The organism is Gilliamella sp. HK2 (assembly GCF_001690265.1).
Lineage (GTDB): Bacteria > Pseudomonadota > Gammaproteobacteria > Enterobacterales > Orbaceae > Gilliamella > Gilliamella apicola_C.
The window spans coordinates 1-14,790 of sequence record NZ_LZGV01000115.1 but is presented as its reverse complement, the minus strand read 5'-3'; the positions used below and the strand labels follow the sequence as shown (position 1 = coordinate 14,790).

The following is a 14,790-nucleotide window of genomic DNA, read 5'->3' as shown; positions in this document are numbered from 1 at the left end:
GGCGCGTTGTTTTGCCTCACTATCGTATTGACTATTATCATCCAGCCCCTGTTCAAACAACGAATCCGTAAATAACATATGGGCTTTTTTTACATTTATCATTAATTTATTGTAAGGGTAGGGTTCGGGTAAACCTTTTTCAAAATCAAAGATATCTTCAGGCTCTCTATTTTTCGTTTTTATAACTTGACCGGCTTTATTAAGTATTTGGTTTTCGGCATGTATTAAGGACTGATTATGATGAATGACATGATTGGTTTTTATACCTTGCTTATCAAAGTAATCCGCAATGCTATAAAGATTAACCTCTCTAATATAATTCTCAATTGAATAGCGCCCCGTTATCGGGTTTTTTCTTGTTGCTTGAGTCATTAGCCCTGTATTTTCATCAAAAAGGACTTCGGAGGTATAAATAATATTATGATTGTTATCATACATGTCAAGATTAAGCTGTTTTATGTTCTTATTATCCCAATAATCATAACGATAATGCGTCATTGCAAATAAAGGTCTTTTTTGAATACTGATCACAATACCGTGCTTTTTTTCCACCCGCAGATAGCAAGGTAATTCAAAAACGTCTTCAAATGAAGTGTGTTGTTGTAATTGTTTATGCTCATCTAATGTATAAAAATAAACACCATCTTCTAGCGATTGAAAAGCATCGGTCGGATATAATATTTCAATAATATTGCGCTCCCGTTGCCATATATCACTATATTGGTAGTTTTGATTTAATTTGACTTGAGCAATATTTTGGACTGCCGTGCTATACATTTTTTTGTGGTTTTCTAAACCCATTACCGATGTGGATAAATCTTCTTCAGGAAAGCTATATTTGTTGTCAATAAAAATATCAAAATCACGTTGAAAATAGGTCTTATTGGGTATAATGCCCTGCGTTTTTAATTTTTTGGCTAGTTGTGCTTGTTGGCCTTGCATTTTTACCTCGGCTAAAACAGATTGGAAAGTTGTTATCCACAGTAAAAAGAAGATCAACCCTATTCTGACTAAATTTTTCATCTCTTCCTCACCTTTTTCCATTTAGGCTTATAGCGTTTTTATGTAACGTACTCTTAATTCCATATTATATTTTGATTATTGTGTATTTGCCTCTTGCAGTATTATGTCAAAACCATCTGGGTTGAATGGTAAGTCATCATAAAGTTGAGGGGCGTTTTGGTCTTTAACCTCGTCAGTGGTCAATAATATATTGCCTTGATTATCCAGATATTGATTTTTTACATTACCGTCTGTGGATATTTCAATATGGTTAGTTTTAATACCTTGTTGATTAAACCGCTCTAATATGGCAAACACTGTCTTATTTTTTAACAGTTTGAATGTCCTAATCGTATTCCCTTGGGCATCTTTAATGATTTGAGATGAGGGAAAATAACTGCCTTTTTCATACTCTGTGTCTATAACTAATTTAGGCACTAAATGGCTTTCAAGCACGGTTAATGTACTGCGAACAGGGGTGTTTTTTTTGTATGCAAATTCGGTTGTTAGCCACTGCATTCGTGTTTTTTTTACTATCGAAATGATTTTACCCATTTCTTTTTCAACACGGATATAAGTCGGTAAGCTTACTGCTTGCTCAACACTCTCTAATGGCGTTAACTGGTTTTTATCGCCCAATACATAAAAATAAACACCATTTTCTAATGGTTTAAATTGCGCTAAGGGGAATGTGAGCGGAGTTTGTAACCATTTTGTTTTATTAATTTTTTTGTATTGATAATTATCACCCATTTCTATTTCGATTAAATCACTGTATTTATTATTGGGCGATTGGTTCTCTGCTTGAATTAAAGTTAATGGAGCTTGATGTGGAAAGTTTTTATATCGCTCTGCCATAAAACCCGGAAAAGGTAATTGGTGGTAATAAACTTGCTTAGGTTTAATACCTAAATATTCGGCGCGTTGTTTTGCCTCACTATCGTATTGACTATTATCATCCAGCCCCTGTTCAAACAACGAATCCGTAAATAACATATGGGCTTTTTTTACATTTATCATTAATTTATTGTAAGGGTAGGGTTCAGGTAAATCTTTTTCAAAATCAAAGATATCTTCAGGCTCCCTATTTTTCGTTTTTATAACTTGACCGGCTTTATTAAGTATTTGGTTTTCGGCATGTATTAAGGACTGATTATGATGAATGACATGATTAGTTTTTATACCTTGCTTATCAAAGTAATCCGCAATGCTATAAAGATTAACCTCTCTAATATAATTTTCAATTGAATAGCGCCCCGTTATCGGGTTTTTTCTTGTTGCTTGGGTCATTAGCCCCGTATTTTCATCAAAAAGGACTTCGGAGGTATAAATAATATTATGCTCTGTATCATATTTTACTATTGTAAGTTGTTTTAAATTGTTATTGTCCCAATAATCATAACGATAATGGCTAATTAGTGTTAAAGGTCTTTTTTGAATACTGATCACAATACCATGCTTTTTTTCCACCCGCAGATAGCAAGGTAATTCAAAAACGTCTTCAAATGAAGTATGTTGTTGTAATTGTTTATGCTCATCTAATGTATAAAAATAAACACCATCTTCTAACGATTGAAAAGCATCGGTCGGATATAATATTTCAATAATATTGCGTTTGCGTTGCCATATATCACTATATTGATAATTCTGATTTAATTTAACTTGAGCAATACTTTGAATTGCGATTTCATACATATCAGGATGGTTTTCTAAACCAATTACCGATGTGGATAAATCTTCTTCAGGGAAGCTATATTTGTTATCAATAAAAATATCAAAATCACGTTGAAAATAGGCCTTATTGGGTATAATGCCCTGCGTTTTTAATTTTTTGGCTAGTTGTGCTTGTTGGTCTTGCATTTTTACCTCGGCTAAAACAGATTGAAAAGTTGCTATCCATAATACAAAAGAAAATAAACATATTTTTATTACATGGTTCATATCATTATTAACTCCTTTAAATTTAGGTTTACCTGTTGCCCTATTCTGACTTTGCTTTTTTAGATATATTTGATAGTTTTTTTATTAGCATTTTTCTTATTATATTTTTTTCTGTTGTGTTTTCAGGAAGGTTTTCTAAAGATTTCTTATAACGGATAAAATGCCTATCTTGCTTTAACCCAATACAATCAGGATCAGCTAAATTACAGGTGGCTAATAATAAAAACAAAAAAGTATGGCAATTGGTTTCCTTATAACTGTCACCGGCCCAGCTCCATTCTTCATGTGTCCCATCCGGTTGTATTGCATCAAATTCTTCGGCAAATTGCCTAATTTCATCAAATATCTGCTCTTCATTTCGCGTATCGTTGGGCAACAAATAAGGTGATGTTGTAAAATTGATTTTCTCCACATGGAAATGGCCATTTTGATGCGGATCAAAGGCTCGGCAAGAATGGTCATTATTATTTTTTTTGCGCCCTGCATTTCGGTCTTTTGTTGGCGTTAATTCAGTTAATTCTTTGTTATGATCTTTCTTTCGCCTTTTGGGGTGGTCACCATTTAAAGTACCATCGCTAGAAATGATATTTTTACCATTAAAAATATTCATAGGTTGAAAAGGAAAACCGGCAGGATACCAACCATAACTTTCCCGAAATCCGTTGGCTTTACTTGAGCTTTGTAATGGATTTTCATCGTCATCAACAAGATCTTTTTCTTTTAATCCCCTTTCACGTGAATTTTTCATTACTTCATCTATTTCTGATTCGTCTTCATGCAAAAATTCAACCCAAAAATGCCCCACTCTAAATAGTAGTAAATTAACCGGTATTCTTCGAATCAAAATTTTTTGCGATGGCCTCAATCCCGCTCTGACTTTTGTGATTACTTTTGATGATTCCGAGGGACTAGTAACGGATTTTGCTATTATCCAATTCATAAATCTATCCTTTGAATTCTTATTTATATTTCAATATGACCTCATGTTATTTATAGACAAAATAGGTTAGTTTGATTTGGTGCAAGTTGATTGTTTAGTTGTCTTTATTTGATATTCTCGATTAAATCGGCTGTTGATTATTATTTTCGCTAAAATACCTTGCTTAAGGTTATTTTTACTAAAATATCAGATAAAGCTTCCTGCACTATTACCTATTTTGGTCATTTTATTGCTAACACTGTTGTGATATCTAAGCATTGGTTGAAAAAATACGCGTAAAATCTCTCTATTTTTGATTTGATTGTTATTGGTTTACTTTCATGTTAAAAGTAATAATACTTATAAATAACAAATGTTTTGAGCGTATAAAAAGCTTTCAGCAACAATATTGTTCCAACAAATTTCTGTTTTGCAAATGCTTTGTTGATGACAATACTGAAACAATAATTACTTAAAATCAACACACAATATTTGTTTCCATAGTTGTTGCCAAATGTGGCTTTTTAGGAAACAGGCTTTATAAATATCCTTACTCGATTTAGTGTTATTGTCAAGTTGTAGTTTATTATAATTTGGGATGTGTTAGTTGTTTAATAACAAAAAAGAGCAATAAGATGCTCTTTTTTGTTAAGGTATTTCGGGGTAAGTGAACGTTTCAATATAAAAATTATAATTTGAAATCACTTAAATCATCTTCATTAATTTCAGAATCAATTTGTCCAACTAAATAAGAACTCATTTCCGCTTCTTGTGGAGCTACTTGGACATTATCAGATACGAGCCAGTTATTGATCCATGGAATTGGGTTTGATTTAGTATCAAATGGTAGTTTTAGCCCCACTGCTTGCATGCGAATATTAGTGATATATTCGACATATTGGCATAAGATATCTTTATTTAAACCGATCATTGAACCACCCTCAAACAGGTATTCGGCCCATTCTTTTTCTTGGTTAGCTGCTTGTAAAAATAGGTTATAACAATCTTGTTCGCACTCTTTGGCAATTTCGGCCATGTCAGGATCATCTTCACCACTGCGCAATGTGTTGATCATAAATTGTGTGCCGGTTAGATGTAGGGCTTCGTCACGTGCTATAAGTTTGATAATTTTTGCGTTGCCTTCCATTAGCTCACGTTCAGCAAAAGCAAATGAGCAAGCAAAACTGACATAAAAGCGGATGGCTTCAAGCGCATTTACACTCATTAAACAAAGATATAATTTCTTTTTGAGTTCTCGTAAGCTAATGGTGATGGTTTTATCATTAACATTGTGTTTACCTTCGCCAAGTAGATTGTAATAGCTGGCATAGCTGATAAGATCGTCATAATAACCTGCAATATCACCAGCACGTTTTTGAATTTCTTTATTCGTGACAATATCATCAAAAACAACAGAAGGATCGTTAACAATATTACGAATAATATGTGTGTATGATCGAGAATGTATCGTTTCTGAAAATGACCACGTTTCAACCCATGTTTCAAGCTCTGGAATTGAAATAAGTGGTAATAATGCAACATTGGGGCTACGTCCTTGAATGGAATCAAGCAACGTTTGATATTTTAAGTTACTAATAAAAATATGCTTTTCATGCTCTGGTAATGCAGCATAATCAATTCGGTCTTGAGAGATATCAACTTCTTCAGGGCGCCAAAAAAAGGACAGTTGTTTTTCAATTAATTTTTCAAACATTTCGTATTTTTGTTGATCATAACGAGCAACATTTACCGGTTGTCCAAGAAACATTGGCTCTTTTAGTTGATCATTGTGGACGTGTGAGAAGGTGCTGTAATTCATACTCATAATCGAACTCCTAACGAAATTGGGTAATTTTTCTTTAAACAAAAAGAAAAATAGGAATAGTATAGGATAACCGCTCAGTTATCCTATACTTTTATTTTAGTGCTGAATGAGGCAATTAGATTTTGCACGCTCCGCCTTCACAACCATCATCACTTGCTTTAAATTCAATATCGCCTTGAATATCTTCAGCGCCATCACGTGTATTATGATAATAAAGGGTTTTGACACCATATTTGTAAGCCGTGAGTAAATCAGCTAATAGTTGTTTCATCGGAACTTTATCATTCGGGAATTTGGTTGGATCATAATTAGTGTTCGCCGAAATAGATTGATCTATAAATTTCTGCATGATCCCCACTAATTGTAAATATCCAGTATTATTAGGGAGTTGCCAAAGTAGTTCGTAAAAGTTTTTTAGATTTTTATAGTCAGGTACCACTTGTTTTAAAATACCATCTTTAGAGGCTTTCACACTTATAAAACCACGTGGTGGTTCAATACCATTTGTTGCATTGGAAATTTGCGACGAGGTTTCAGATGGCATGAGTGCTGATAACGTGGAATTACGCAGTCCATAAGTTTTAATCGATTCTCGTAGTGATTCCCAATCATAGTGCAATGGTTCTTTAGTGATAGTATCTAAATCTTTTTTGTAAGTATCGATTGGTAAAATACCTTGAGCATAAGTTGTTTCGTTAAATAGTGGGCACGCCCCCTTTTCTTTAGCAAGGTTATTTGATGCTTTTAACAAATAATACTGCATGGCTTCAAAAGTACGATGAGTTAAATTGTTGGCGCTGCCATCGGAATATTTAACCCCATGTTTTGCTAAATAATAAGCATAATTAATTACACCAATTCCTAATGTCCGACGGTTGATTGAAGAGTTTCGCGCAGCAGGAACTGGATAATTTTGGTAATCTAGTAGTGAATCAAGTGCGCGTACTGTTAAGTCAGCAAGTTCTTCAAAGTCATCTAATGATTCAATTTTGCCAAGGTTAAAGGCAGATAATGTGCAAAGCGCAATTTCACCTTTTTCATCATTGACATTATTAAGCGGTTTAGTTGGTAGCGCAATTTCCATACATAAATTAGACTGATGAACTGGCGCTACTTGAGCATTAAATGGGCTGTGCGTATTGCAATGATCAACGTTTTGAATATAAATTCGCCCTGTTGATGCGCGTTCTTGCATTAGTAATGCAAAGAGTTCAACGGATTTAACCACGCGTTTACGAATATTTACATCTTGTTCATATTGGTGATAAAGCGTTTCAAATTTATCTTGATCGGCAAAGAAAGCATCATAAAGCCCTGGTACGTCTGATGGGCTAAATAGTGTAATGTTTTCATTTTTAATTAAGCGTTGATACATTAGTTTGTTGATTTGTACGCCATAATCTAAATGGCGTACACGGTTTTCTTCAACACCACGATTATTACGTAAAACCAGTAAACTTTCGACTTCTAAATGCCAAATTGGGTAAAAAATGGTTGCTGCACCACCACGTACCCCGCCTTGTGAGCATGATTTAACAGCAGTTTGAAAATATTTATAAAATGGAATGCAACCAGTGTGGAAAGCTTCACCACCACGAATTGAACTGCCTAAAGCACGAATTCGCCCCGCATTTATGCCAATTCCAGCTCGTTGTGATACATATTTAACAATCGCACTTGCCGTTGCATTGATAGAATCTAAGCTATCATCACACTCAATTAATACACAAGAGCTAAATTGGCGAGTAGGTGTACGAACCCCTGCCATAATTGGTGTTGGCAATGAAATTTTAAAGGTAGATACCGCATCATAAAAGCGTTTAATATAGTTAAGGCGTGTTTCTTTCGGATAATTGGCAAATAAACAAGCCGCAACTAAAATATATAAAAATTGCGCGCTTTCATAAATCTCTCCAGTAACGCGATTTTGAACCAAATATTTACCTTCAAGCTGTTTAACCGCTGCATAGGAAAACGACATATCACGCCAGTGGTCAACAAACTTATCCATTTGTTCAAACTCCGCTTGCGTATAATCTTCAAGTAGATGCTTGTCGTAATGCTCACTGCCAACCATTTTTTTCACGTGTTCGTAAAGTGCAGGCGGTGTAAATTGGTTATAAGCTTTTTTACGTAAATGAAAAATCGCTAAGCGTGCTGCTAAATACTGGTAATCAGGGGATTGTTGTGAAATCAGGTCAGCGGCTGCACGTATAATTGTTTCATGGATGTCTGATGTTCTAATTCCATCATAAAATTGGATATGAGAACGTAATTCAACTTGAGAAACGGAAACATTTTCTAGCCCTTCGGCTGCCCACGCAATGACTCGATGAATTTTGTCGAGATTGATTGGTTCTTTATTTCCATCTCGTTTGGTTACTAGTATTGATTTATTCATTCTTTCTATCCACTTAAATTGTAAAATTTATCGTAAGGTATAATAATTGATAATTATCAAAATATACAATATATAGTGCCTATTAATAAGTTTATTACTATATATAGTGTATTTATTAATCAACAACGTGAATTTTTTTAACTAAAATCAAGCGTGTTAGTTTTAAAATGTAAATTCAGCTTTTTGTTAAAAAAAGAGTAAAGATAGATATAAGTGGAAAAAGTGAAAATATCTCAACGATAAGAATTTCCTATGAATAGGTAGTTCTTGAATCTAGGAAAAACGATTAAGGTGTTACTATATAGCTATACATAATCTATACATAATCCATTTTTGTTTTCAGATTCTCCTCTACAATAGTACTTAACATTATAGGTATGTCAATCACAATAGTCATTGTTAGAGCCAACAATATATTGCCAAGCTTTTTGGGGTCAAGTGCATTTTTGGTATTGAATAACACTGTTACTACATCGTTGTTATTAGCGCTTGTAACCAGATCGTTACCTCGTTTTATTGATACAATATAGCTTTTAGCAAGCCCATTTTAAGCCAGAAGTAAGTCAAATTTAGTACTGTAAAAAGTTGTGGCTTGGAAGTTTTTGTTGAGTATTTGTTCGATTGAATTAAAAAAACTTATTTATTATCCCATTAGTTTTCCTCACTATTTACTGCGTCAAGTGGTGCTAATTCTAGGCTAGCTTAACAAAAGGCGGTGTCTTTCAAGATGGTATACCTCTTTGCATGGTTGTGTAATGATAGATTCGTTGGGATATTTATTATTATTTGGAAGTCCGTATTTTGAAAACAAAACTAAATCGGCAGATAACTTGATATTTATACAGACTGTACATACCTTTTTGTGATAGTAAGCAGAATGTATCGGTCGATATTGGTGTAAACTCAACTAATTGTTTTTCTGCTTTGATAGAGAATGTTCAATATTTTCTGAATACTTGAATGTTATAAATTAAACCTTTTAGATGATTGAATTCAGGTATTTATTTAATAGCGGTGCAGATACCATTTTTGTATTCACTTTCTCCTCGGCAGTGATATATAGCATTGTAAGTATGTAGATCACAATATTCTTTTTCATTCGTATCATACAGCCAGATGCGCCTATAAATGTTACCTTGGTTTGGCGCTGCTGCCCAAGAATTAGGATAAGCATTTTGGTTTGGATCGCCCCATTCACCTAATAATGTGCCTATTTCTCGGGTAAATCTTGCATTTCTACCTTTTGGAGCATTGCTTACCTCATTTGCATAGCTTATGCGATAATTGCCGTTTAATTCTTTGCATCCTGAAACTATTTGTTCTGCACTTCCTCTATTGGCTCTTGGTTGGCCAATTAGGTTTTTATCCCAGCCACTGAACCATTTGGTAATAGTAAATGGGTACTCAATGGTCTTACCAGTAACTTTATTTTTTCCTTGAATGATAACGGTATATCCGTTATCAGAGTTCATAATAAGATCCCAGACCACTTTAGTGTTCATCACTTCTACAGTGTTAAATATGACCGTCACAGTATCAGCATTGCTAGAAATAGTCACAAGTTTATCTCCTTTTACGATCTTCCAAATGTAATGTTGAGCAAGCCCATTTTTTGCTAATAAGAGATCAAATTTTGCACCATAAAAAGCGGTTGTCGGGAAGTTTTTGCTTGCATCGATATTAGATTGAATTAAGAAGCCATAGTTTTTATTCCATTCATTTCTTGCACTAACTGCTGCTTGTGTGGGGGCAAGCTCAGGTTTTGCATAACATATACCTGTGTCTTCTAATATGGTATAAATTTTTGACGGGTGAGTGAGTATATTGCCATTTGGATATTCATTAGCCTTAGGTTCACCATACTTTGAAAATAATGTTAAATCAGCGGATATTTTTACTTTATAAGGCGCTAATTGTCCTTTCTGCGTTAATGAACAAAATGTCTCTTCGTCTGTTGGCGTAAATTCAGTTAATTGATTTGATGAATTTGTGTAATACCAGATCATTTTTACTTTTTCTTTTATGCCAAGATAATCTAGTTCATCACCATCAATATCTATATATTGCTCGTTATTTGGTTGTTTTAGTGGGGCTAGCTTTATGCGGTTTTTAAATGGATAGCTAATGGGTAATGTAGCACGGCTTATTTCATTGCCATAATAATTCTTGCTATCAATAGTTAAGCCAAAAAGGTCAAAATCATCAATATGCGCCTCAATTTTGTCAGTTAATCTCGGTTTGCTTCCTTCAATGGTCTGGGCTGTTTGAGCAGATAAAATAGCATAACTTACTGTTGTAAATTGCAATAGGTATATTGTACACACAATTGTTTTAAGATGCTTTTTAGCTATATTCATTATTATTTTTTCCATTATCTCTATTTAAAACAATCATTGTGGCTTTAATTTTAATTAAGATTTTTGGTTTAAAGTTCAGATAGGGAATGTTTAGCATAGGCGCTTTATTTTATATAAACAAATCGTTTAATACGATCAATTTAGGCCTTATAAATAGTTGATACCTATTTATAAATATTTTATTTATCGCTAAGATCTTTTATTTTCTGATGACAAATGTTTTTATAAAGATATCGTAACTATATAAAATCTGGTCTATTAGGTTGAAGAAAAGAAGGGGCTAAGCTGTTTTTTAGAAACTTTAAAAAAGCTTTTAAAAAACAGCTAGTATATAGATAAGTATATTTAACAAATTGGCATTTGATAAATGCTATATCATGGTTTGTTTACAGCAGTGCATACTCCATTTTTCTTCCCTGCTTCATCAATGCAATGATAGATAGCATCCCCATAAGTATGTAAATCACAGTATTTATTCACTTTAGTATCGTATAACCAAATACGTTTATAAGCAGCACCCTGAGCATTTTTTGCTGCCCATGAATTAGGGTAAGCTTCTTGTGAAGGTGTTCCCCACTCGCCAATTAAGGTGCCTATTTCACGAGTAAATTTGGTTTTGTTTTTGTTTTCACTTATTGCTGGAGCATTACTTAATTCGTTTGCATGACTAATACGATAATGCCCACCTAAGGATTCACATCCTTCTACAATTTCGGCTGCCGTACCGCTTAACGCAGCATTTGTGCCGACCTGTTTTTTGCTCCAACCAGCAAACCATTTAGTTAAGGTAAACTTGTATTCAATAATGTTATTTGTAGCAATATTCTTTCCTTCAATTATAACAGCATATCCTACACCAGAACCAATAACATGTTGCCAAGCTTTTTGAGGATTTTTAGCATCATTAGTATTAAATGAAATCGTTAATTTATCTTCTTTATTATTTGGTGTAATGGTAACAAGTTCTTTTCCTTTTACAATCTTCCATCTATAGTTCTTGATAAGGCCTTTTTGCGCTAATACCAGATCAAATTGTGCACCATAAAAAGCCGTTGTGGGAAAATTTTTAGCAGAATCAATATTAGATTGAATTAAAAAACCATTACTTTCATCCCATTGATTAGCAACACTCGCTTTTGCACCTTCAGGTTTTAGCTCTGGTTTTGCGTAACAGAACCCAGCATCAGAGCTTATCGTATAGGTTTTAGAGGGGTGTTTAGCCACTTTACTATTGGGATACTGGTTAGTAAATGGAGTTCCATATTTTGACGTTAATATTAAATCCCCTGATACTTTTATTTTATATGGACCAAATTTTCCTTCTTTTGCTAATGAGCAGAGCGTATCAGACTTTGTAGGTGTAAATTCTACTAGTTGTTTTTCTGTATCCGTATAATACCATATCATTTGCGGAGCGGATTGCGTTGCAAGATATCCTAATTCGTCACCATCAACATCAAGATATTCCTGCGTATCAGGTTGTCTTATTGGTGCTACTTTAATTTGATTTTTTAATGGATAAGCTGATGATATTGGAAGCCGTGTTACTTTGTTTCCATAATAATTTTCACCATCAACTGCTAACCCAAATAGCTCCAAATCTTCTATATTTTTTTCTATTTGTGGTGATAATGATGGTAAATCTCCCTCAATAACTTTACTCGTTTTGGCTGTTAGTTGAGCATAAATCTCTGCGCTAAAAAAGAAAGGGCTCAGCCCAAATACAATTTTATTAAAGTTTTTTTTATTGATTATTTTGCTCATATTGTTTTCTACTTATTATTTGGCCTATATTTAAAATTGTCTTTTACCTATTTACCTTAAATTTTTATGAAAACTTTATTATTAATATTATTTATTTCTATAGTATATACAAATTAATAACAAGCAAAATAATTGTTATTTCCTATTTTATAATTAGTTAAGATCTTTCGAAAGATTTTTATATTTGTTTATAGGATAGAAGAGCTAATTAAATATTTAAGTAATTAGGGCTATAAGTGTGAGGCAATAAAAATAGAACACCAGATTAGCTATTTTGTTTAGATTTGTAGCGTTGTAAGGTGCTTGTGCGATTTTGTTCTTCTATCCATGCTAGTTTATTAGCATAATTTTTTTCCGCACCACGCATTGTTGGATGGTAATATTTTGTATCAGCCATTTCAGGGGGAAAATAGTTTTCTCCCGCAGCAAAGGCATTCGGCTCATTATGAGCATAACGATATTGCGCACCATAACCTAAATTTTTCATTAAATTAGTTGGTGCATTGCGTAAATGCTCAGGAACATCATAGTCTGCTTTAGATTGGGCATCATTCATTGCTTGATTAAAAGCAAGATAAACAGCATTGCTTTTAGGAGCACAAGCCAGATAGACGATGGCTTGTGCAATTGCGCGTTCCCCTTCGGCTGGGCCAACACGTGTAAAACAGTCCCATGCAGCGAGTGCTACTTGCATTGCTCTTGGGTCGGCATTACCGACATCCTCTGATGCAATAGCAAGTAATCGGCGTGCGACATAAAGGGGATCTCCTCCTGCTGAAATGATTCTTGCATACCAATAAAGTGCCGCATCAGGGGCCGATCCTCGAATAGATTTATGTACAGCTGAAATTAAATCGTAAAAACGATCACCTTGATTATCAAACCTAGCACTTCTTTCTCCCATTATTTCTTTTAGTAATTCGGAAGTAAGCGCTTTCCCATCAGACATATCAACCAACAATTCAAGCGTATTTAGTGCTCGCCGTGCATCACCATTCACAAATTCAGCAATTTGTTTTTGGGTTTCTTCTGGTAAAACAATATTTTGTTTACCATATCCACGATCATCATCATTTATTGCTTGCTGCAAAATATCAATAATATTTTGATTTGATAGCGATTTAAGTAGATAAATTCGTGCACGAGATAAAAGTGCTGAATTTAATTCAAATGAAGGGTTTTCAGTTGTAGCACCAATAAATGTCACAGTTCCATCTTCGACATAAGGTAAAAATGCATCTTGTTGGCTTTTATTAAAGCGATGGACTTCGTCAACAAATAAGATAGTGCGAATGCCTGACTGTTGGTTGATTTTAGCCCGCTCAATGGCTTGGCGAATATCTTTGATGCCAGAAGTTACAGCAGATAAACGTTCAACTTTTGCGTTCGCATGATGAGCAATAATTTCAGCAAGTGTGGTTTTACCTGTACCAGGTGGTCCCCATAAAATCATTGAATGTAAATTACCCGCTTCAATGGCTTTTGAAAGTGGTTTTTCTTTTCCTAATAAATGTGTTTGCCCAATGTATTGTGATAAGATCCGTGGGCGCATTCTTGCTGCTAAAGGCTTAAATTCATCAGTTGTAAATTCAAAAGACATACTAGGCATGATACACTGTATCCATTCTTCGCGATATTAAACGTATTATATACTTGTTAATCAATAAGTGAAAAAGAAAATAGCTTTCCGCATAAATCGAAAAAAGCTAATATTCTCACTTAAATTTAGTTTTTTAACAGTTTTTTTAGAATACAGTTATTTTCTAGGACTCAAACATAAGGATTTATCATGAAAAAATTTTTATTATTAATTGGGTTATTGGTTAGTATGTCGTCAGCATGGGCAAACGATAAAGAAGTATTACAACAACGCCTAGATAAAATTGATGGCTTTTATGCACAGTTTTCACAGGATGTAAAAACTGCCGATAATCAACTTGTTCAACAAGGAAAAGGCGATTTATGGGTAACAAGGCCTTATTATTTTAATTGGACAATGAATGACCCTGATGTAACATCAATTATCTCAGATGGTGAAAATCTTTGGGTTTATACGCCAGCAGTTGAACAAGTGAGTGTCATGAGTTTGAAAAAAGCCGTTGATAATCGTTTAATGTTACTTATTTCTGATAGCCATAATCCGATTTGGAATGCTTATAATGTAACACGTAAGCAGAATTCATTTACACTTAAACCCACAGATGGTTCTAATCAAGACTTTGTCATTTCAGTTTTACCAACTGGCATGATCTCAAATTTTACGATAATTGAAGAAGATGGTCAGCGTAGTTTTTATGACTTGTCTCACCAAGTGTTAGGTAAAGTTGATTTAAATAAATTTAAATTTACCCCACCAACAGGGGTTACTATTGATGATCAACGTTAGCCTATTATGACATCACGGAATGTGTCAATGCGTAATATATTAGCGTTATTTTGTATATAAAATAACGCTAATAAGATCATAAAAATTTTTCCTATCGGCTTATATCAAAATTTAGTCAAATATAATGTTTTATTTCTTTCTATAAAATTTTTACTCCTTTTTTTTAACCTATTATTTTTTTAAAAATAAAGTTGT

Annotated in this window: 9 protein-coding genes; 1 reads left to right on the top strand and 8 read right to left on the bottom strand. The window is 33.8% G+C overall.

Going from position 1 to position 14,790, the window contains the following annotated elements; all coding sequences use genetic code 11:
• From A9G45_RS13500 to A9G45_RS13465, 8 genes are all read right to left on the bottom strand, one after another.
• Nucleotides 1–1,023: hypothetical protein (locus tag A9G45_RS13500; RefSeq protein ID WP_141673705.1), on the bottom strand; the 1,023-nt coding region annotated here is incomplete at its 3' end.
• 75 nt (nt 1,024–1,098) lie between these two features.
• Complete coding sequence (locus A9G45_RS13495) at nt 1,099–2,943, bottom strand: hypothetical protein (protein WP_065572426.1); 1,845 nt, start codon at nt 2,941–2,943, stop codon at nt 1,099–1,101.
• Nucleotides 2,944–2,983: 40 nt separating this feature from the next.
• The gene (locus A9G45_RS13490) at nt 2,984–3,883 is read right to left on the bottom strand and encodes a hypothetical protein (protein ID WP_065567544.1); all 900 of its coding nucleotides are present in this window, start codon (nt 3,881–3,883) and stop codon (nt 2,984–2,986) included.
• A gap of 667 nt (nt 3,884–4,550) precedes the next feature.
• Nucleotides 4,551–5,681, bottom strand: a complete 1,131-nt coding sequence (nrdB, locus tag A9G45_RS13485; RefSeq protein WP_065567545.1) for a class Ia ribonucleoside-diphosphate reductase subunit beta — start codon at nt 5,679–5,681, stop codon at nt 4,551–4,553.
• A gap of 121 nt (nt 5,682–5,802) precedes the next feature.
• Nucleotides 5,803–8,088: a class 1a ribonucleoside-diphosphate reductase subunit alpha gene (nrdA, locus tag A9G45_RS13480; protein ID WP_065567543.1), complete on the bottom strand. Its 2,286-nt coding sequence runs from the start codon at nt 8,086–8,088 to the stop codon at nt 5,803–5,805.
• Between the two features lie 1,001 nt (nt 8,089–9,089).
• Nucleotides 9,090–10,445, bottom strand: coding sequence for a hypothetical protein (locus tag A9G45_RS13475; RefSeq protein ID WP_065567542.1), 1,356 nt, complete (start codon nt 10,443–10,445; stop codon nt 9,090–9,092).
• Between the two features lie 375 nt (nt 10,446–10,820).
• Nucleotides 10,821–12,209: a hypothetical protein gene (locus tag A9G45_RS13470; RefSeq protein WP_065567541.1), complete on the bottom strand. Its 1,389-nt coding sequence runs from the start codon at nt 12,207–12,209 to the stop codon at nt 10,821–10,823.
• Between the two features lie 265 nt (nt 12,210–12,474).
• Nucleotides 12,475–13,809, bottom strand: a complete 1,335-nt coding sequence (locus tag A9G45_RS13465; protein WP_141673706.1) for a replication-associated recombination protein A — start codon at nt 13,807–13,809, stop codon at nt 12,475–12,477.
• A gap of 189 nt (nt 13,810–13,998) precedes the next feature.
• Here A9G45_RS13465 and lolA point away from each other — a divergent pair, with 189 nt between their 5' ends.
• Nucleotides 13,999–14,595 carry an outer membrane lipoprotein chaperone LolA gene (lolA, locus tag A9G45_RS13460; RefSeq protein WP_065567603.1) on the top strand — a complete coding sequence of 199 codons (597 nt, stop codon included), beginning with the start codon at nt 13,999–14,001 and terminating at the stop codon, nt 14,593–14,595.
• The last annotated feature ends 195 nt before the right edge of the window (nt 14,596–14,790 follow it).

Bases quoted from the DNA above. Each gene is read 5' to 3' on its own strand.
- A9G45_RS13495 (WP_065572426.1), bottom strand. From the start codon at position 2,943: ATGAACCATGTAATAAAAATATGTTTATTTTCTTTTGTATTATGGATA.
- A9G45_RS13490 (WP_065567544.1), bottom strand. From the start codon at position 3,883: ATGAATTGGATAATAGCAAAATCCGTTACTAGTCCCTCGGAATCATCA.
- nrdB (WP_065567545.1), bottom strand. From the start codon at position 5,681: ATGAATTACAGCACCTTCTCACACGTCCACAATGATCAACTAAAAGAG.
- nrdA (WP_065567543.1), bottom strand. From the start codon at position 8,088: ATGAATAAATCAATACTAGTAACCAAACGAGATGGAAATAAAGAACCA.
- A9G45_RS13475 (WP_065567542.1), bottom strand. From the start codon at position 10,445: ATGAATATAGCTAAAAAGCATCTTAAAACAATTGTGTGTACAATATAC.
- A9G45_RS13470 (WP_065567541.1), bottom strand. From the start codon at position 12,209: ATGAGCAAAATAATCAATAAAAAAAACTTTAATAAAATTGTATTTGGG.
- A9G45_RS13465 (WP_141673706.1), bottom strand. From the start codon at position 13,809: ATGTCTTTTGAATTTACAACTGATGAATTTAAGCCTTTAGCAGCAAGA.
- lolA (WP_065567603.1), top strand. From the start codon at position 13,999: ATGAAAAAATTTTTATTATTAATTGGGTTATTGGTTAGTATGTCGTCA.